General features: G+C 70.6%; 14 protein-coding genes. 6 read left to right on the top strand and 8 right to left on the bottom strand.

The annotated features are described in order from the left end of the window. Positions 1-109: 109 nt before the first annotated feature. From ACRVYW_RS07190 to cydC, 4 genes are read left to right on the top strand one after another with little or no spacing between them, the layout of a single operon-like run. Positions 110-1,552 (top strand): cytochrome ubiquinol oxidase subunit I, encoded by a 1,443-nt coding sequence (locus ACRVYW_RS07190; RefSeq protein ID WP_431803101.1) that lies wholly within the window; start codon positions 110-112, stop codon positions 1,550-1,552. A gap of 11 nt (positions 1,553-1,563) precedes the next feature. After that, positions 1,564-2,595, top strand: coding sequence for a cytochrome d ubiquinol oxidase subunit II (gene cydB, locus ACRVYW_RS07185; protein ID WP_431803099.1), 1,032 nt, complete (start codon positions 1,564-1,566; stop codon positions 2,593-2,595). A gap of 48 nt (positions 2,596-2,643) precedes the next feature. Continuing rightward, positions 2,644-4,389 (top strand): thiol reductant ABC exporter subunit CydD, encoded by a 1,746-nt coding sequence (cydD, locus tag ACRVYW_RS07180; RefSeq protein ID WP_431803097.1) that lies wholly within the window; start codon positions 2,644-2,646, stop codon positions 4,387-4,389. Beyond that, positions 4,386-6,068, top strand: a complete 1,683-nt coding sequence (cydC, locus tag ACRVYW_RS07175) for a thiol reductant ABC exporter subunit CydC (protein ID WP_431803095.1) — start codon at positions 4,386-4,388, stop codon at positions 6,066-6,068. Before cydD ends, cydC begins: the two co-directional genes overlap by 4 nt. Before the next feature lie 281 nt (positions 6,069-6,349). On the opposite strand, the gene ACRVYW_RS07170 is transcribed toward cydC, so the two are convergent. From ACRVYW_RS07170 to ACRVYW_RS07150, 5 genes are all read right to left on the bottom strand, one after another. Further along, a complete protein-coding gene (locus ACRVYW_RS07170; protein WP_431803093.1) occupies positions 6,350-6,961 on the bottom strand; it encodes a GNAT family N-acetyltransferase in 612 nt (203 codons plus the stop codon). Positions 6,962-6,970: 9 nt separating this feature from the next. After that, positions 6,971-8,638 (bottom strand): SDR family oxidoreductase, encoded by a 1,668-nt coding sequence (locus ACRVYW_RS07165; protein ID WP_431803091.1) that lies wholly within the window; start codon positions 8,636-8,638, stop codon positions 6,971-6,973. 255 nt (positions 8,639-8,893) lie between these two features. Beyond that, positions 8,894-10,831: a helicase HerA-like domain-containing protein gene (locus ACRVYW_RS07160; RefSeq protein WP_431803089.1), complete on the bottom strand. Its 1,938-nt coding sequence runs from the start codon at positions 10,829-10,831 to the stop codon at positions 8,894-8,896. Further along, the gene (locus tag ACRVYW_RS07155) at positions 10,828-11,478 is read right to left on the bottom strand and encodes a phosphatase PAP2 family protein (protein WP_431803087.1); all 651 of its coding nucleotides are present in this window, start codon (positions 11,476-11,478) and stop codon (positions 10,828-10,830) included. The genes ACRVYW_RS07160 and ACRVYW_RS07155 overlap by 4 nt, the downstream gene beginning before the upstream one ends. A gap of 31 nt (positions 11,479-11,509) precedes the next feature. Continuing rightward, on the bottom strand, positions 11,510-12,823 hold the full coding sequence (locus ACRVYW_RS07150) for a multidrug effflux MFS transporter (RefSeq protein WP_431803085.1): 1,314 nt from the start codon (positions 12,821-12,823) through the stop codon (positions 11,510-11,512). 149 nt (positions 12,824-12,972) lie between these two features. On the opposite strand from ACRVYW_RS07150, the gene ACRVYW_RS07145 reads away from it, so the two are divergent. Both ACRVYW_RS07145 and ACRVYW_RS07140 read left to right on the top strand, forming a co-directional pair. Further along, positions 12,973-13,686, top strand: a complete 714-nt coding sequence (locus ACRVYW_RS07145) for a DUF3105 domain-containing protein (RefSeq protein WP_431803083.1) — start codon at positions 12,973-12,975, stop codon at positions 13,684-13,686. After that, a complete protein-coding gene (locus tag ACRVYW_RS07140) occupies positions 13,683-14,363 on the top strand; it encodes a DUF305 domain-containing protein (protein WP_431803081.1) in 681 nt (226 codons plus the stop codon). Before ACRVYW_RS07145 ends, ACRVYW_RS07140 begins: the two co-directional genes overlap by 4 nt. A gap of 24 nt (positions 14,364-14,387) precedes the next feature. Here ACRVYW_RS07140 and ACRVYW_RS07135 read toward each other — a convergent pair whose 3' ends face one another. From ACRVYW_RS07135 to ACRVYW_RS07125, 3 genes are read right to left on the bottom strand one after another with little or no spacing between them, the layout of a single operon-like run. Further along, positions 14,388-17,252, bottom strand: a complete 2,865-nt coding sequence (locus ACRVYW_RS07135) for an HAD-IC family P-type ATPase (protein WP_431803079.1) — start codon at positions 17,250-17,252, stop codon at positions 14,388-14,390. Between the two features lie 55 nt (positions 17,253-17,307). Beyond that, complete coding sequence (locus ACRVYW_RS07130) at positions 17,308-18,294, bottom strand: carbohydrate ABC transporter permease (RefSeq protein WP_431803077.1); 987 nt, start codon at positions 18,292-18,294, stop codon at positions 17,308-17,310. Then, positions 18,291-19,640, bottom strand: coding sequence for a carbohydrate ABC transporter permease (locus ACRVYW_RS07125; protein ID WP_431803075.1), 1,350 nt, complete (start codon positions 19,638-19,640; stop codon positions 18,291-18,293). The genes ACRVYW_RS07130 and ACRVYW_RS07125 overlap by 4 nt, the downstream gene beginning before the upstream one ends. Positions 19,641-19,728 lie beyond the last annotated feature (88 nt).

The raw sequence follows: 19,728 nt of genomic DNA, 5'->3' as shown, positions 1-19,728 counted from the left end.
CGCGCGAGGTTTATTCACGGCCCGGTCTCTTCGCCGCTGAGCGCAACCTGTGTACCTTCAGTCACAAGGAAGACCGGGCCGCCGCGCCCGGCCCTGAGAGAGGACCGAGATGGACTTCTTGGACCCGCTGCTGCTCGCCCGCTGGCAGTTCGGCCTGACGACGCTGTACCACTTCATCTTCGTGCCGCTCACCCTCGGCATGGGCCTGGTCGTCGCGATCTTCCAGACCGTCTGGCACCGCACGGGCGACGTCAAATGGTTCCAGTTGACGCGCTTGTTCGGCGGGATGTTCCTCATCAACTTCGCGATGGGCGTCGTGACCGGCATCGTGCAGGAGTTCCAGTTCGGCATGAACTGGTCGTCGTACTCCCGCTTCGTCGGTGACATCTTCGGCGCGCCGCTCGCCTTCGAGGGCCTGCTCGCGTTCTTCCTCGAGGCGACGTTCCTGGGCCTGTGGATCTTCGGCTGGACGCGCCTACCCCGCCGCATCCACCTCGCGACGATCTGGATGGCGTGGATCGGGGCGAGCCTTTCGGCCTACATCATCCTCGCCGCCAACGCCTGGATGCAGAACCCGGTCGGCTACCAGATGGCCGCCGACGGCAGCCGCGCGGAGCTCAACGACTTCTTCGCCGTCCTCACGAACCGCGTCGCCCTCGCGACCTTCCCGCACACCATGTTCGCGTCGTTCATGTTCGCTGCGGCCGTCGTCATCGCGACCGCGGCCTGGCACCTGCGCCGCCACCAGCACGTCGACACGATGCGCCCCGCGCTGAAGTTCGGTCTCTGGTTCATGATCGCCTCGTTCGTCGGCGTCGTCATCGCCGGCGACCAGCTGGGCCTCCAGATGGTCGCGACGCAGCCGATGAAGATGGCCGCCGCCGAGGCCCTGTGGGATACGGCGTGCGGGCGGGATGCCTCGTTCTCGATCTTCTCGATCGGCACACCCGACGGCACGGGCGAGGTCTGGTCGCTGCGCGTTCCCTATCTTCTGTCGTTCCTTTCGACGCAGACCTTCGACGGCTGCGTCGAGGGCCTCAACGATCTCAACGCCCAGTACTCCGAGCAGTGGCCTGCCTGGGCCGCGCAGCTCGGGGCGGAGGGCCTGAACTTCGCCCCCACGATCTGGATCACCTACTGGTCGTTCCGCTGGATGATGGGCTTCGGCGGTATCGCGGTGCTCATCGCGATCGTCGGCCTCTGGCTCACCCGCAAGAACGCCACGAAGCCGGTCCCCGACTGGGCGTGGCGCGTCGCGATCTGGTCGGCCCCGCTTCCCATGCTCGGCAGCCTCGTCGGCTGGATCTTCACCGAGATGGGCCGTCAGCCCTGGATCGTGTTCGGTCTCATGCTCACCGAGGACGGCGTCTCGCCGAGCGTCCCGGCGTGGAACGTGCTGATCTCCCTCATCGCGTTCACCGCGATCTACGCCGCCCTGGCGGTGGTCGAGTTCAAGCTCATCAAGAAGGCCGCCCAGAAGGGGCCCGGAGGAATCGAGCCGCCGGATGACTCGGCATCCGAACTCGACGACCAATTCGCGACGGTCTACTAAGGAGCCCGGTCATGGATCTCGCCTACCTCTGGTTCTTCATCGTCGGCGTGCTGTTCGTCGGCTACTTCGTCCTCGACGGCTTCGACTTCGGTGTCGGCATGTCGCTCCCCTTCCTCGGCAAGAACGACGTCTCACGCCGCCAGGTGATCAACACGATCGGGCCCGTCTGGGACCTCAATGAGACATGGCTGATCGTCGCCGGCGCGTGCCTGTTCGCCGCGTTCCCGGAGTGGTATGCGACGCTCTTCAGCGGGTTCTACCTCGCGCTGCTGCTGATCCTGCTGGCCCTCATCCTCCGCGGCGTCTCGTTCGAGTACCGCCACCGCACCGAGGACCCGGCCGCCCGTCGCCGCTACGACATCATGATCGTCATCGGCTCGGTCGTCCCCGCGCTCCTGTGGGGCGTCGCCGTCGGCAACATCGTGCAGGGTGTGCCGATCGACGAGAACAAGGAGTTCACCGGCTCGCTCCTCACGCTCCTGAACCCCTACGGACTGTGGGTGGGCCTCACGACCCTGTTCCTGTTCTTCCTCCACGGCGTCTACTTCGTCGGACTGAAGACCGACGGGCAGGTCCATCACGACGCGCAGGCGCTCGCGAAGAAGCTCGCGATCCCGACGGTCGTGCTCGCCGCCGGCTGCGTCGTCTGGACGGTCGTCATCGCGGCCGGGCGCGAGGCGCCGCTCCTGTGGGCCGTGATCGCGTGCGGCGTGATCGCCGCCGTGGCGCTGCTGCTGTCGGTGTACCTCAACTGGATCGACCGCGACGGAAAGGCGTTCGCCGCCGGAGCCGTGACGATCGTGTTCGCGGTGCTGACACTGTGGCTCGCACTCTTCCCGTACGTCATGCCCTCCACGACCGACCCGGCGTACAGCCTCACGATCGAGAACGCGTCGAGCTCCGACTACACGCTCACGATCATGACGTGGGCGGCGGTCATCTTCCTGCCGCTCGTCCTCCTCTACCAGGGCTGGACCTACTGGGTGTTCCGCAAGCGCGTCAGCCGCTCGTCGATCGAGAGGGCTGCCGCCGAGGTGCACTGACGCGTCGCCCGAGGGGCTCGCGGGGCGTTCGTAAGGCAGGATCGAAGCATGGCATCCGACCCGGCTCCCGCGCGCTCGCGCCCGGTCGACCCGCGCCTGCTGCGCTACGCGCGCGCCTCCCGCGGCTTCTTCGTCGCGATCGCCCTCATCGGCGCGGCGCAGACGCTCGTCGTGATCGCGTTCGCGTGGTTCCTGACCCAGGCGATCACCGGCGTCATCGACGGCGTCCCGTGGGCGCGGCTGCAGCAGACCCTCATCGCCCTCGCCGTCGTCGTGGTGCTTCGCGCGCTCCTGCTCTGGGCGCGCGAGGCCCTGTCGGCGCGGGCGGCGGCGCGCGTGCAGGTGCAGCTGCGCGAAAGGCTCGTGGATGCCGTCGACGCCCTCGGCCCCGCATGGCTCGCGTCCCGCAACACGGCGCAGCTCGCGATCACGGCGGGGCGGGGACTCGAAGCGCTGGATGCCTACTTCGGCCGCTACCTGCCGCAGCTCGTGCTCACGGTCATCACGACGCCGGTCCTCCTCGCCGTGATGTGGTGGCAGGACTGGATCTCAGGCCTCACCGTGCTCCTCACGCTCCCGCTCATCCCCGTCTTCATGATCCTCATCGGTCTCGCGACGCGGAGCGTCCAGCAGAAGCAGTGGAAGACGCTCGGCCACCTCGCGGCGCGCTTCGCCGACACCGTGCAGGGCCTGTCGACGCTCAAGGTCTTCGGCCGCCAGCACCGCGCCGCCGACTCGATCGACCGGGTCACCCGTAGCTACCGGCGCGAGACGATGCGCGTGCTGCGGGTCTCGTTCCTCTCCGGGTTCGCGCTGGAGCTGCTGGCATCCATCTCCGTGGCGATCGTCGCCGTCTCGATCGGCTTCCGCCTGCTCGAGGGGTCGCTGACGCTCACCGTGGGCCTGTTCGTCCTGCTCCTCGCGCCGGAGGCGTACCTGCCCCTGCGTCAGGTCGGCGTGCAGTTCCACGCCGCCGCCGAGGGCGTCGCCGCGACCGACGACGTGTTCGCCGTCCTCGATGAGGCGGCGGCGTCGGGGTCCGGCGCCGGGGCGGCGTCGCCGACGCAGGAGATATCACCGACACAGGACGGTGCGGCCGGTTACGGTCCTGCCTCCACGATTTCTCCTGCCCCCGTGACGCGCCGGCTCGAGGTGCGCGACTTGCGCGTGCGGCGCGGCGACCTGCTGCTGCCCCCCGTGACCTTCGCCGCCGAGCCCGGCACCGTGACCCTCGTCGAGGGGCCGAGCGGATCGGGCAAGTCGAGCCTTCTGGCCGCACTCCGCGGCGCCGCCGACTACGAGGGGAACGCACTCGTCGACGGCGTCGAGGCGGCGACGCTCTCCCCCGCGTCGTGGCTGGCGTGGGCGGGTCAGAACCCGGGGCTCATCGCGGGGACGATCGGGCAGAACGTCCGTCTCGGTGACCCCGACCCCGACGCCGGCACTCACCCGCACCCGCTGACAGTCCAGGCCCTCGAGCTCGCGCAGGCGGGCGATCTCGATCCGGCCGCCGAGCTCGGCGTGCAGGGCTCGGGCCTTTCCGGCGGGCAGGCGCAGCGCGTCGCCGTCGCCCGTGCGTTCCACCGGCACCTGCGCGGCCTCGCGCCCGTGCTCGCCCTCGACGAGCCGAGCTCGGCGCTGGATGCCGAGACCGAGGCCGCACTGTGGGCGAATGTCCGCGCTCTCGCGGATGCCGGGGCCACCGTCGTCCTCGTCTCGCACCGGCGCTCCGCCCGCGAGATCGCCGACCGCGTCGTGACGCTCTCCGCCCGCACCGCGGAGGTGGTCTCATGACGACCGCGAACGACATCCTCCGCCGTGCGATGCCGTCCCTGCGACGCTTCTGGCCGGGCGCGGCATCGGGGTTCCTGTCCGAGGCATCCGCCGTCGCCCTCCTCGCCTGCAGCGCGTGGCTCATCGTGCGCGCGAGCGAGCAGCCCGCGGTCATGTACCTCTCGGTCGCGGTCGTCGGCGTGCGCGCGTTCGCGCTGAGCCGCGCGACCTTCCGCTACACCGAGCGGCTCGCGTCGCACGACGCCGCCCTCCGGCAGCTCGCCGTGACCCGCACCGACCTCGTGCGAAGGCTCATCCCCCTCGCCCCCGACGGTCTGGGCAGGACGCGCCGCGGGTCGGTGCTCGCCGCCCTCGTCGACGACGTCGACGAACTGCAGAACCTGCCGCTGCGCGTCGTGCTGCCGCTCGTCTCGTCGGTCGCCGTCGCGCTCGGCGCCGTCGTCCTCGTCTCGATCGTGTGGTGGCCGGCCGGCCTCACACTGCTCGCCTGCCTCGTCGTCGCCGCGATCGTCGCGACGGCGTGGGGGTGGGCGTCGGGGTCGCGCGCCGAGCGGGCGATCGCCCCGCTGCGCGCCCGCCTCGCCGACGCCGTCCTCGACCACCTGGCGAGCCTCGACGTCCTCGTCGCGTACGGCGCACAGGACGAGAGCGCCCGGCGCATCCGCACGGCCGATGCGGCGCTCCGCCGCGCCGCCGTCCGCCGCGCCGGGGCGCAGGCCGGCACCGCGGCCGTCGTGTCGCTGCTCGCCGGCGCCGCATCGATCCTCGCGCTCCTCGTCGCGGGCCCGGCGGTCGGCGAGGGGGCCCTCCGTGGGCCGGAGTTCGCGATCGCCGTGCTCGTTCCGATGGCGGTGTTCGAGGTGTTCGCGACCGTCCCCGCCGCTGCGGCGTCGTGGCGCCAGGTGCGGGCCGCGGCCGAGCGGATCGCCTCCGCCCTGCCCGATACGGTGCCGGACGGCATCCCGTCGGAGGAGACCCCGCCGCCCACGGGCACCGCGCCCGCGCTCGGCTCGGGGCCGAGCGCCGGCCTCGCGCTGCGGGGCGCACGTGCGCACTGGCCCCACGACGACGATGACGCCCTCCGCGGCGTCGACCTCGACGTGCGTCCCGGCGAGCGCGTGCTCGTCGTCGGAACGAGCGGCGCCGGCAAGACGACCCTCGCGCACGTGCTCGTGCGATTCCTCGACACCCCCGCGGGCACCTACGCCGTCGGCGGCGCGGACGTCACGACCCTCGCACCGGACGACGTGCGCCGCACCGTGGGGCTCTGCGAGCAGCAGCCGATGCTCTTCGACGAGGACATCCGGCAGAACCTCCTCTTCGCCCGCGACACGGCGACGGATGCCGAGCTCGAAGCGGCCCTCGACCGCGTCGGCCTCGGCCCGTGGCTCCGCGAACGCGGCGGGCTCTCGGCACGCGTCGGCGAACGCGGCGCGCTCGTCTCGGGCGGCCAGGCGCAGCGGATCTCGCTCGCGCGGGCGCTCCTCCACGGCTTCCCCGTGCTCGTGCTCGACGAACCGACGGCGGGGGTCGACCCGGATGCCTCGGACGCTCTGCTCACCGACCTGCTGACCGCCGTCGGCGACGACCAGGCTGTCCTGCTCATCTCGCACGTCGCCGTGCCCGAGGGCCTCGTCGACCGGACGGTGCACCTCGCCGGCGGCCGCGTCTTGGGCTGAGGCCGACGGGCCGCGGGCGACCGGCCGAATCGTGGGGTCGGTCGAATCGTCGAGTCGTTGTGTCGTGGGGTCGTCGGGTCGTCGGGTCGTCGGGTCGTTGTGTTCCGAAAGCAGGGTCAATCGCTCTGTCGAGCACGCGTGGCGGCGCGCTGAGCGGTTCTGCCCTGCTTTCGTAACGGCTTTCGGAACGCGGGGCGGCCCAGACGGGCGGCGAGCAGGCTGTGTCTCGAGCTCGCCTGCTCGCGTAACGGCAGGGGCGGGCAGGGAGCTGGAGCGCGAGCTCAGATCTCGCGGCCGAAGGCCGCGACGTCCTCGTGCGAGGGGATGCGCGTGAACCCGACGCGCGGGTAGAACGCGATCGCGCCCTCGTTGCGGGTGTCGGCGGCGAGGTGCAGGCCCGTGACGCCGCGCGCGCGCAGCGCCTCGATCAGCGTGTCGATGAGGCGGCGCCCGAAGCCCTGCCCCTGCAGTTCGGGCAGGAGGTCGATGTGCAGGTGCGCCGGGTAGGTGTCGCCGAAGGGCTCGGCTCCCGCGCGGCGCCCGTAGGCGTACGACACGGTCCCGTCCTGTCGGGTGCGCAGTTCCAGGGGCAGGTCGGGGTCGGGCGCCGGCCACCGGTCGTGGTGGCGCGGCCACCACTCGTCGTGGAACCAGTCCTCGAACGCGTGTGTGTCGTCGGTGCCGACCACATAGCCGGCAACCCGGCCGTCGTCGGTCTCGACGACGAAGGCGAGGTCGGGGTCGCGCGCGACGTACGGCAACACGAACACCTCTCCCCACAGGTCGTCGTCGGCGAAGATCCCGGTCGCGTCGGCCCCGGCATCCGCCGTCTTCAGGCAGATCTCGGACAGCGCGGCTTCGTCGCCGGGACGGAAGGGACGGATGAAGGGCATCCCGCGAGTCTACGGCGCGGGGACCGTCGCTCCCGCACCCGCGCCGGAAGCCGCCCGCTCCTCGGCCTCGGCATCGGCCTCCGCCTCCGCCTCCGCCTCGGCGGCCGCCGTGATGCGCTGCGCCATCCCGCGGAAGATGAAGCCGTGGAACGGCAGCACCGACAGCCAGTACAGCCGCCCTGCGAGCCCCGACGGGAAGAACACCGCCCTCTGCCGGTAGGTCGAGCCGCCGGCGGAGTCGGGTTCGCACGCGAGGTCGAGCCACGCGAGGCCGGGCACCTTCATCTCGGCCCGCAGGCGCAGCAGGTGCCCTTGCTCGACCTTCTCGACGCGCCAGAAGTCGATCACGTCGCCGACCGCGACGCGCGACCGGCTGCGGCGTCCGCGCGCGAGGCCGACGCCGCCGACGACGCGGTCCATCCAGCCCCGCACGGCCCACAGGAGCGGCGCCGAGTACCACCCGTTCTCGCCGCCGATGCCCTCGATGACCGACCAGAGGTCGTCCACGGGCGCATCCGTGTGCGCCGTCCGTACATCGGTGTAGACGGTGCGGCCGGCCCAGTCGGGGTCGGAGGGGAGCGGATCCGAGGGGATGCCGGTGACATCGGCATCCTGCCAGCTCGTCTCCACGGTGTCGGCCTCGACCCGTCCCAGCGCGAGCGCGACCGCACGGCGGTACGGCGTCAGGCCGCCCTCGGGCTGCGGGATGAGGGTGTCGATGTCGTGGTCGTCCATGACGCACTCGTGTTGCAGCGACGCGATGAGGGGCCGGGCGATCGAGCGCGGCACGGGGGTGACGACGTTGACCCAGTGCGACGCGAGGCCCGGGGTGAAGACAGGAAGCGATGCGATCGGCCGCTGCGGGAGGCCCGCCTCGACCGCGTACCCGTTCATCATCTGCCCGTAGCGCAGGACGTCGGGGCCGCCGATGTCGACGGCACGGTTTACGTCGGGCGCGACGCGCGCCGCGCCGAGCAGGTAGTAGAGCACGTCGCGGACGGCGATCGGCTGGATGAAATTTCGTACCCAGCGCGGCGCCGGCATGTACGGCAGCACCTCGGTGAGATGGCGGATCATCTCGAACGACGCCGAGCCCGATCCGATGACGACGCCCGCCTGCAGCTCGAGGGTCGGCGTGCCGCTGCGCAGGAACACCTCCCCCACCGCGACCCGCGAGCGCAGGTGCGGGCTGAGCTCCACCCCCTCCGGGTGGAGGCCGCCCAGGTACACGATCCGACCGACGGATGCCTCGGCCGCCGCCTTCGCCACCGTCTGCGCGGCCTCGAGGTCGGCGTCTTCGAATCCCTTCCCCTGCCCCATCGAATGGATGAGGTAGTACAGCACGTCGACGTCGACGCAGGCCTCCGCGACGGCGCCTGCGTCGGTCGCCGACCCCGCGACCACGTCGACGTCGTCGCCCCAGTCGAACGCCGCGAGCCGCGCCGGGTCGCGCACGAGCACCCGCACGCGGTAGCCCGCGGCGAGCAGGCGCGGCACGAGCCGGCCGCCGATGTACCCCGTGGATCCGAGGACGAGGGCCCGCGGCGCGGATCCGTCCGCGCGCGGCACGGCGCATAGAGCTTCTTCACGCCCGGTCGGGCTCGACAACTCGACGCTCGGGAACTCGGCGCTCGGGGACTCGCCGCTCGGGGACTCGGCGCTCGGGGAATCGGTCATGGACCCACGCTAGCCACGCCCTCCCCGCCGGGTGAGTGGCTTGCGCACCGCGCGCCGGCGCGGTAGTCACCGGCATCCCCCGCGCCCCTCGCCTGAGCCGCGACCCCCTGACCCGCGAGCAGCCGCCGTTCTCCGGAGATCCGTGCTTCGTCGGAGGTTTCGGCCCTCATCCTTCCGAAGAACGCCCGATCTCCGATGAACGCACGCCGCCCGCGAGCCGCAGCCCGCGCCCCGACGTCAGCGCCGTCAGCGCCGTCAGCGCCGTCCGGTGCCGAACACCCCGCGGATCACCGAGTTCAAGATCGTCTGCGTCGTCCGCGAGTTCAGCACCTGCTCGAGCGGCGAGGTCTCCTTCTTCCGGCTCGTGCGAGTGCGGGTCGAGCCGCCCGTCGCCTTGATGAGACGGTCGTACTCGCGCTGGCGCTCCTTCTCAGCGGCCGCGTCGGCCTTGGCCTGCGCGGCCTGCTGCTTGGCGAGCTCCTTGTCGGCATCCGCCTTCTGCTTCGCGGCGGCCGCGGCGGCCTCCTGCTCGGCGGCGGCGTTCATCTTCGCCGTCAGGATCTCGCGCGCCGACTCGGGGTCGACCGACGTGCCGTAGCGGGCGAGCAGAGGGGATGCCGCGACGGCCGCGTCGATCTGCGCGTCCGGCGTCGGCGACATGAGGCCCTGCGGCGCGCGCAGGCGCGTCCACGCGACGGGGGTCGGCGCGCCCTTCTCGCTCATGACGGTGACGATCGCCTCGCCGGTGCCGAGTTCCTGCAGCACGCGCTCGAGGTCGTACCCGCTCTTCGGGTAGGTGCCGACGGTCGCGCGCAGCGACTTCGCGTCGTCGGGCGTGAACGCGCGGAGGGCGTGCTGCACGCGCGAGCCGAGCTGCCCCAGCACGTCGCTCGGAACATCCTTCGGCGTCTGGGTCACGAAGAAGACCCCGACGCCTTTCGAGCGGATCAGGCGCACGGTCTGCACGATCTGCGAGAGGAACGCCTTCGAGGCGTCCGTGAAGAGGAGGTGCGCCTCGTCGAAGAAGAAGACGAGCACGGGCTTCTCGGGGTCGCCCACCTCGGGAAGGATCTCGTACAGCTCGGCGAGCAGGTACATGAGGAACGTCGAGAACAGGGCCGGCTTGTCGGCGACGCCCGGGACCTCGAGGAGCGAGATCACGCCCCGGCCGTCCGGTGCCATCCGCAGGAAGTCCTTGACGTCGAACTCGGGCTCGCCGAAGAACACGTCGGCGCCGTCGTCGGCGAAGGTGATGAGCTCGCGGAGGATCACCCCGGCGGTCGCCGCCGACAGCCCGCCGAGCTCCTTGAGCTCCGTCTTGCCGTCGTCGCTCGTGAGCCAGGTCAGCACGGCGCGGAGGTCGGAGAGGTCGACGAGGGCAAGGCCGTTCTCGTCGGCGTAGTGGAAGACGAGGCCGAGGCTCGACTCCTGCGTCTCGTTGAGGCCGAGCACCTTGCTCAGCAGCAGCGGGCCGAAGGCGCTCACCGTGGCGCGGACGGGCACGCCCTTGCCGACGCCGCCGAGGGCGAAGAACTCGAGAGCGGATGCCTCGGGCTTCCAGTCCTGACCGATCGCCTGCGTCCGCGCGAGCAGCTTCTCGTTCGACTCACCCGGCGTCGCCATGCCCGACAGGTCGCCCTTCATGTCGGCGGCGAAGACGGGTACGCCCTTGTCGGCGAGCTGCTCGGCGAGCCCCTGCAGGGTGCGCGTCTTTCCCGTGCCGGTGGCGCCGGCGACGAGCCCGTGCCGGTTCATCATCTGCAGCGGAATGCGGATCTGCGCGGACGGCACCGGTTCGCCGTTCATGAGCGCGCCGAGGTCGAGCGTCGCGTCCGCGAACGTGTAGCCCTTCGTGATCGCGGCGACCTCGTCGGCATCGAGCGGACCGGCGGGAGCGTCCGTGGGGGCGGTGGATGCCGGGGCCTCCGCAACCGCCGCCTCCGCAACAGGGACCTCCGCGGCGGGGGCCTCCGCGGCGGGGGCCTCCGCAGCGGGGGCCTCCGACTCCGTAGCCGGGGCCGCCGCATCCGAGGCATCCGCATCCGAGGCATCCGCCGCACCACGGCCCGCCTTCGCGGCCTCAGCCTGCGCGGCGGCGAGCGCTGCCTTCGCCTGCGCGAGCTTGAGGGCGGCTTCCGCGGCCTCGGCTTCCGCCTGGAGGCGGGCGATCTCTGCGTCGTCGGGTGCGGTCATGCCGTCAGCCTAGCGACGGGCCGCGCCGCTTCGGCAGTCAATCGGGAGGTCATCGCGGCCGCGACGATGAGGGCCGCGCCGACGCCCACAAGGGTGCCGCCGACGGTGTCGCTCAACCAATGCGCGTGCACCTGCGTGCGGCTGAACGCCATCGCGAACACCCATGCCGCGCCGACGATCGCGACCCAGACCCGCGGGAACAGCACGACGGCGATCGTCGCCACGGTCGCGGCGTTCGCCGTATGCCCCGAGGGGAATGAGCCGTGGTCGGACACGACGATCATGTCCTCCGGGCGCGCGCGCCCGAAGATCGCCTTCAGGATCTGCACGCCGAGGGCGCTCCCCGCCGAGGCGAGGACGACGAACAGGGCGCCCCACGGCCTCCGGAGCGCCAGCATGAGCCCCACGCCCGCGAGCGGGATGACGAAGGTCGCGAACCAGCCGCCGCCGAGGAAGTTCAGCGCGAGGGCGACGTCCTGAGAGGCACCGAAGAAGCCGACGAACCTGTTCCACCAGTCGTCGAGGTCGATGTCGGCCTCGACCGTCACGAGGATACCGAGCCCCACCGCGAGGAGCACGAGCACCACGCCGATCACGAGGCGTTGCAGGGCGACGGTGGTGACCTGGTCGTTCACGGGCGGCGTCATCGCCCCATTGTGCCCGATGACTGCGAGGGCGTCAGGAGGACAGACGCGCGACGGTGCGCGGGCGCACGACGAGCCACAGCGACAGGCATCCGATCACGGCGCACACGACCATGACCGCCGCCATCGTCGTCGCCGTGATGCCCGCGTCGCGCGAGACCCAGCCGACGAGTGGCGAGATGAGCCCGGCGACGCCGAAGTTGCAGGCCCCGATGATGGATGCCGCGGTTCCCGCGGCCTTGCCGTGCCGGTCCAGGGCGAGCACCTGTACGCACGGGAACGTGAACCCGCACGCCGTCATGAACAGGAAGAGCGCGACCATGGTCGGCCACAGCCCGAGGCCCAGCTGGTCGATGACGATGATGGATGCCGAGGCCAGCACGAGCGCGCTCGTCGAGAAGGCGAGGACCCACTGCGGGCCGAAGCGGGCGGCGAGCCGCGAGGCCGTCTGGACGCCGAGCACGACGCCGAGGGAGTTGACGGCGAAGAGGATACCGTACTGCTGCGCGTTGAATCCGTACCCCTCCTGGAACAGGAAGGACGACGACGAGAGGTAGGAGAAGAGTCCGCTGAAGGTCATGCCGCCGATGATGAGGACGCCGATGAAGACACGGTCACTGAACACGCTCTTGTACCGCTCGAGGACGGTCGTCGTGCCGCGCTCGTGGCGGCGAGCCTTCGGGAGGGTCTCGGGGATGAGGACGATGGCCGACACGAGCATGACGAGGCCGTAGATCGCGAGCGCGATGAACAGGCCTCGCCAGGGCATGACGGCGAGGAGCGCCGATCCGATGAGCGGCGCGACGACGGGCGCGACGCCCGACACGAGCGCGAGCCGGCTCAACATGACGACGAGGCGCCTGCCGCCGAAGAGGTCGCGGACGATCGCCATCGCGACGACGCCGCCCGCCGCGGCGCCGATGCCCATCAGCACGCGCGCCACGCTCAGCAGGGCGAGGTTCGGAGCGAACGCGGCGCCGATGCTCGCGAACACGTGCAGCGCTGTGACCGCGAGGAGCGGCACGCGCCGCCCGACCTTGTCGCTCAGGGGGCCGACGATGAGCTGACCGAGCGCGAAGCCGATCATCGTTCCCGTCAGGGTCAGCTGGATCGCCGCCGCAGTGGTCTGGAAGTCCTGCTGCAGCACCGGGAAGGCGGGCAGGTACAGGTCGATCGTGAAGGGGCCCAGCGCCGTGAGGGCGCCGAGCAGGATGATGTACACCACCCGACGCGGAGTCGAGAGGGCGTCGCCGGGGTGGAGGACGACCATACCCGTCGCGGGCGCCGCCGCCGGCCGCTCCGTGGCGGGGGCGGACGCAACGGTGGGGGTCGAGGCGGTGTCGAGCACGGCGTCCCGTCGGAGTCTGAAGGGGAGGTGGCGGAGAGGGCGACCCGAGCCGAAACGATTCGGGAAGCCACAATGATAGCCCTTTCCCAGGATCGGAACGGCCCGCTCCCGGGCCGAGACCCCATTCGGCCGCATAAAATCGGAGGACCATGACGCCGACCTCCTCCCCCAAGAAGCGCCAGAGCGGCAACCCCGCGACGCAGGCGAAGATCGACCTCACCATCAAGCAGCAGCGCGAGCAGCAGAAGCAGGAGAAGCTCGCCGAATACCAGAGGCAGCTCGCCAAGCGCCGCCGCTCGAAGCTCACCTGGTGGATCGTCGGCGGCACGGCGGGCCTCGCCGTCGTCGCGCTCATCGCGGCATCCGTCATCTTCGCCCCGCCCGGCGCCCCGACCTACACCGCGGGCGGTGAGGGCGCCGAGATCGCGGGCGTCGAGACCTTCACCAACGAGACGCGCCACGTCGAGGGCACCGTCGACTACCCGCAGAACCCTCCGGCGGGCGGCCCGCACAACAACATCTGGCTCAACTGCGGCATCTACGACCGCCCGCAGCCGAACGAGAATGCCGTCCACTCGCTCGAGCACGGCGCCGTCTGGGTCACGTACGACGCCGACGCCCTGAGCGACGACGACCTCGCGGCGCTGAAGGCCCAGCTCCCCTCGACCTACGTCATCCTCTCCCCCTACGAAGGCCTGCCGTCGCCGATCGTGCTGAGCGCCTGGAACACGCAGCTCCAACTGCAGGATGCCGATGACGAGCGCATCCCGGCGTTCTTCGAGGAGTACTGGCGCAACCAGAACGTGCCCGAGCCGGGCGCCTCCTGCACCGGCGCGCTCGACGGCGAGGGCAAGCAGTCGTGAGCGACGTGCGCGGGACGCGCACGGGTCGAACCCTCCCGCCGTGGTGGGCGGTGCTGCTCGTCGCACTCGCGGTCGCGGGCCTCGCGTTCGCCATCGGACGCTTCTCGACGTTCGGCGCCTCCGGTGCGGGTGCCGCGCCGGGCAATGAGTCGCCGGAGGCCGGGTTCGCCCGCGACATGCAGATCCACCACGCGCAGGCGGTCGAGATGTCGATGGACATCTACCGCACCACCGCGAACGACGACGTGCGCGTCCTCGCCTACGACATCGCGACGGCTCAGTCGTCGCAGCGCGGCGAGTTCTACGACTGGCTCGTGAAGTGGCACCTCCCCCAGCGCGGCGATCAGCCCCTGATGGCCTGGATGACCGCGGCCGACACCGGCCATGATCACACCGCAGCCGCAGGGGCCTCCGAGGCGGACCTGCTGACCGAGATGGGGATGGCGAGCGAGGCCGAGCTCGAGCGGATGCGCTCGCAGACCGGTACCGAAGCCGACTGCACGTACCTCGCGCTCATGATTCGGCACCATCAGGGCGCACTGCCGATGGCACAGGCGCTTCTCGAGCTCGGCTCGGAGCCGCGCGCGCTGCAGGTCGCGCGCGGCGTCGTGGCGACGCAGTCGGCCGAGATCGACCTCATGACCTCGCTGCAGCAGCGACTCTCTTGCACCGGCTGACGCACGATCTGCACCGCTCGGGGTTCACACCGACTGGCGGACCGGACGGAAGAACCGCCACGCGGGCTTCGCCCAGAGCGCCACGACGACCCCGACGTGCAGCGCGATCTGCGCGAAGGTCCAGACGCTCCAGTCCTGGTGGACGACGAGACTCCACAGCTGCAGCCCGATGAGGACGGCGGCGAGCACCGTGACGAACACGCGTGAGAGTCCGCTGCCCCGCGAGAGTCCTGCCGCGGCGGCCATCGACAGGAAGCCGAACAGGATGATGCCCGCGCCGATGAGGGTCACCTCGACCACGAGATCGTCGGTCACGTCGTAGCGGCTGAGCAGGTAGAGGATGCCGAACAGTGCGCTCGCGAGCCCGCCGAGGTACACGAGCACGACGGCCACCGACACGGGCCACGGGCGCGCCGCCGCCTCGGAGGGATGCGCGGCGAGGGCGTGCGTGCCGCCGGCGGCGACCGTGCGCGCGACGTAGCGCTTCTGGAAGAAGCGGATCACCTCGATGAGGACGATCGCGACGATGCAGCACAGCGCGACGACGACGGCCGTGTCGAACCCGGGGTCGACGAGCACGAAGAACTGCCGTGCCGGCGGCACCGAGAAGATGACGATGAGCGCGACGAACATCGCCCCGACGATGAGCCCCTTGAAGCGGGTGAGCGGACGGGCGAGCACCGCGAGGATCCAGATGCCGACCACCGCGAGGATGATCGTCGCGCCGGTGCGGAGCTCATCGGCATCCGTGTCGAGCGAGCGGGTGAGAAGCGTGTAGCCGGTGAGGGTCAGCGCGACGACGATCCCGGCGGGGATCGCGAAGCTGAGCGATCGGCGGAGGAACCCGGGGATGTAGCGGCGCGCGTTCGGCATGAGCGCGAGGAAGAAGGCGGGGATGCCGATCGTCAGCCCGTCGGTGATCGACAGCTGCCGCGGGAGGAAGGGGAACTCCAGGACGAGGATGCCGAAGAGGATCGCGAGGAGCGTCGCGTAGACGGTCTTCGTGAGGAAGAGCATCGAGACCCGCTCGATGTTCGCGATGACCTGACGGCCTTCGGCGACCACGTCCGGGAGGTGCGAGAAGCGGCCGTCGAGCAGTACGAGCCGCGCGACCGCCTTCGTCGCGGCGGCGCCGGAGTTCATCGCGATGCCGATGTCGGCCGTCTTGATCGCGAGGGCGTCGTTGACGCCGTCGCCCGTCATCGCGACCGTGTGTCCGCGGGCCTGCAGCGCCTCGACCATCCCCTTCTTCTGCGCGGGCGTCACGCGCCCGAAGAGGAGGTTCCGCTCGAGCACCTCGCCGAGGGCGACCGGGTCGGTGGGGAGCTCGCGCGCATCGAAGCCGGTCGGCGCGTCGAGCCCGACCTCGCGGGCGATCGCGGCGACCGTCCGCGGGTTGTCGCCCGAGATGACCCGCACCTGCACGCCCTGCTCGGAGAAGTACCGGAGCGTCTGGGCGGCATCGTCGCGCACCTTCTCGCGGAAGGTGAGCACGGCCACGGGGCGCAGATCGCGCGGCAGCCGCTCCGCCCCGGCGTCGTCGTCGGCGAGGGCGGCGGGAGAGAAGCCGAGCACGAGGGTGCGCCGCCCGGCCTCGGCGCGCTCGAGCACGGCGGCGCCCAGGGGGTCGGCGCCATCGGATGCTGCCGCACCGAAGACGAGCTCGGGGGCGCCGAGCACCCACGTGCCCGGGATCTCGGCGAAGGATGCCGCGCTCCACTTGCGCGCCGACGAGAACGGGATCATCCGGCTTTCGGTGACCGGAGCGGCGTCGCCGAACGGCTCGCGCAGGGTCCGGGCCGTCGCGTTCGCGTCGGGGGCGGCGCCGTACCAGCCGAGCGCGCGCCGCCAGGCATCCGTGCTCCCGGCATCCCCTGCGCTGGGCAGCACGTACGCATCGCCGTAGACGATCTCGCCCTCGGTGAGCGTTCCGGTCTTGTCGAGGCAGATGATGTCGACGCGCGCGAGGCCCTCCACCGCGGCGAGCTCGTTGGTGAGCACCTGCTTCGACGCGAGCCGGGCCGCGCCGACGGCGAAGGCGATCGAGGTCATGAGGACGAGGCCGAGCGGGATCATCGCGATGACAGAGGCGATCGCCCCGGTGAGCGCGTCGACCCACGCCCCGGTGTCCCACGCGCGCTCCCACCCGCCGACCACCTGCATCTGCGCGTTCAGCACCAGCAGGCCGATCGGACCGATCCCCCAGGCGACCCACGCGAGCACGCGGTTGATCGAGTCGCGCAACTCCGACCCGACGAGCGAGAACCGCCGCGCCTCCCCGGCGAACGCGTTGGCGTAGGCCTCGGCCCCGACCCGCACGACCTGCGCGTCGCCCTCGCCGCCCACGACGAGCGAGCCCGAGAGGGCGTCGTCGCCCGGCGCCTTGTCGACGGCATCCGCCTCGCCCGTCAGCAGCGACTCGTCGATCTGCAGGCCCCGCGTGTGCAGCACCTGCGCGTCGGCGGGCACCTGGTCGCCGGCGCGGAGGACGAGGATGTCGCCGCGGACGACCTCGCTCGGCGCGATCTCCTGCTCCGTCCCGTCGCGGCGGACGCGTGCCTGCGCGGCGTTCATGACCGCGAGTCTGTCGAGGGCCGCCTTCGCACGGAACTCCTGCACCGAGCCGATGATCGCGTTCGCGATCGCCGCGAAGCCGAACAGGGCATCTTGCCAGCGCCCCACGAGGAAGAGGATGCCGAAGCACGCGAAGACGATCCCGTTGAACAGCGTGAAAACGTTCGCCCGGATGATGCTCGCCGCGCTCCGGCTCGTCTCCGCGTAGTAGGCGTTCGATTCCCCCGCCGCGGTGCGCTCGGCGACCTCGGCGGCGCTCAGCCCGCGCGCGACGTCCACCGTCTCATCGAGACCGGCCGTCGCGGGTTCGGACATGGCTTCACCCTAGATCCGTCGCCGCACGAACGGGAGATCGTCCTCGTGCCGGGTGTCAGCCCTTCGTCGCGCCGGCGAGCAGGCCGCGCACGAAGAAGCGCTGCAGCAGGAAGAACACGATCAGCGGCACGAGGATCGAGATGAAGGTACCCGCCGCCTGCAGGAACCACTGGTCGCCCCACGTGCCCGAGAGGGAGTTGAGCGATTGGGTGATCGGCAGAGACGTCGACGGAGCGAAGATCGTCGCCACGAGCAGGTCGTTCCACACCCAGATGAACTCCAGCACCGCGAACGACGCGAGCGCGGGGGCCGCGAGCGGGAGGATCATCCGGAGGAAGATCTGCCCGTGTCCGGCGCCGTCGACGCGGGCCGCCTCGATGAGCTCGCTCGGGATCTCGGCGATGAAGTTGTGCAGGAGGAACACCGCGAGCGGCAGCGCGAAGATCACGTGCGCGATCCACACCGTCGCGAAGCTGTGCTCGAGGCCCCGGAGCTCCAGCGGCGGGAAGACGGTCACGTCGCCGATCGACAGGCCTCGCGAGAAGAGGCTGAGCAGCGGCACGAGGGCCATCTGCAGCGGCACGATCTGCAGTGCGAAGACGGCGATGAACGCGATGTTGCGACCGGGGAAGTCGATCCACGCGAACGCGTAGGCGAGCATCGACGCGATCGCGAGGGCGAAGAAGACGACCGGGATCGTGATGGCGAGCGAGTTGATGAACGATTCGCCGAGGGTGAGGGCCGTGCCGCCCGAGGTGAGCGCCTTCTGGTAGTTGTCGAGCGTGAACGAGGGGTTCACGAAGACCGTCCACCAGCCCGTGCTCTGCACGTCGGACCCGGGGCGGAACGAGGTGACGAACAGGCCGAACGTCGGGATCGTCCAGAAGAACGCGATGATGAGGGCCGCGATGGTCGCGCCCTTGGAGGTCAGGCGCTTGCGCGCCATCGCCTCGTGCTTGCGGGTGTCGCGCGCGACCTGCTTGGCGGAGCGTCCGTCGCCTACCGGCCCGGGTGCTTCGATGACATCGACGCCGGTGCTCATCGGATCTCCCTCTGCTTGCGGATCTGGATGATGTTGAAGGCGATCAGCGGCGTCACGAAGATGAACAGCACGACCGCGAGCGCCGCCGAGTGTCCGTAGCTCTGGAACCGCTGCTGCTGGTTGACCATCTCGAAGGCGAGCACCGAGGTGTTCGCGCGGCCGCCGGTCATGACGGCGACGATGTCGTAGATCTTCAGCGACGCGATGGCGATCGTGGTGAAGGCGACGATGATCGACGAGCGGATGCCGGGGACCGTCACGTTCCTGAACCGCTCCCACGCGTTCGCGCCGTCGAGCGAGGCCGCCTCGATCTGCTCAGGCGGCACCGCCTTGATCGCCGCGGAGAGGATCACCATCGCGAGTCCCGTCTGGCTCCAGATGAAGACGACCATGAGCAGCAGGCTGTTCACGAGCGGGGTGACGCTGAGCCACGGCACCGGCTCACCGCCGAAGGCGGTCACGATCGCGTTCAGGATGCCGAGCTGGTTGCCCTGCCGGTAGTCGTAGACGAACTTCCAGATGATGCCGGCGCCGACGAACGAGATGGCGAACGGCATGAAGATGAGGACCTTGAGGAACCTCTCGCCACGAGCCCGGTCGATGAAGGCGGCGTAGGCGAGGCCCGCGATCGTGGCGACCGTCGGGCAGACGAGCACCCAGATGAGGGTGTTGACGACCGACCACACGCCCTCGGGCTGGGTGAACACCCACACGTAGTTCTCCATGCCGACGAACTGGTCGCCGGTCTTGTCGAAGAACGACTGGAAGAAGGTCGCGATGAACGGGTAGATGAGGCCGATGAGGAGCAGCGTCACGGCGGGTGCGGCGAACAGCACGAGCTGGAAGAGGTAGCCCGCACCCTGACGCGAGCGATAGTCGAGCCAGAACAGCAGCGCTCCGGAGAGGACGGCGATGCCGAAGACGTAGATGAACGCGTTCTGGTACGGACGCAGCAGCATGAGGGCGAGGATCGGGATCGCGAAGCACGCGACCAGCCGGATCCAGAAGTAGACCTTGCCCGGCCGCGGCGCGAACTCGATGAGCACGAGGATCAGCATCACGACCGCGCCGAAGATCACGAGGATGATCGGGATCTGCACGAGCGGGTTCATCGCGCCGAGCCACTGGAACAGCGCGGTCAGCGAGAAGCCGGGGATGACGATCTTCGCCGGATCCTCCATCGGCGCGCTCAGGATGAGGAGGACGAGAAGCGCCAGCATGAGCGCGAGCATCACGGTCGCGACGACGATCGTCGTGCGTGTCGTGAAGCGACGGCGCGGCGCAGAGGATGACGGTGGCGTCGCGTCGGTCCGACGCGAGGGCGGCGCGGTGGTGGTATCGGTCATCGAAGCTCTCCGGGTACGGCGACGGACGCGGGTGATGTGAGGTGAGCGTACTGCGGGCGGGATGCCGGGCGCACCGGCATCCCGCCCG

The organism is Microbacterium sp. bgisy203, assembly GCF_965345155.1.
GTDB lineage: Bacteria > Actinomycetota > Actinomycetes > Actinomycetales > Microbacteriaceae > Microbacterium.
This window is presented reverse-complemented; position numbering and strand designations above follow the sequence as displayed.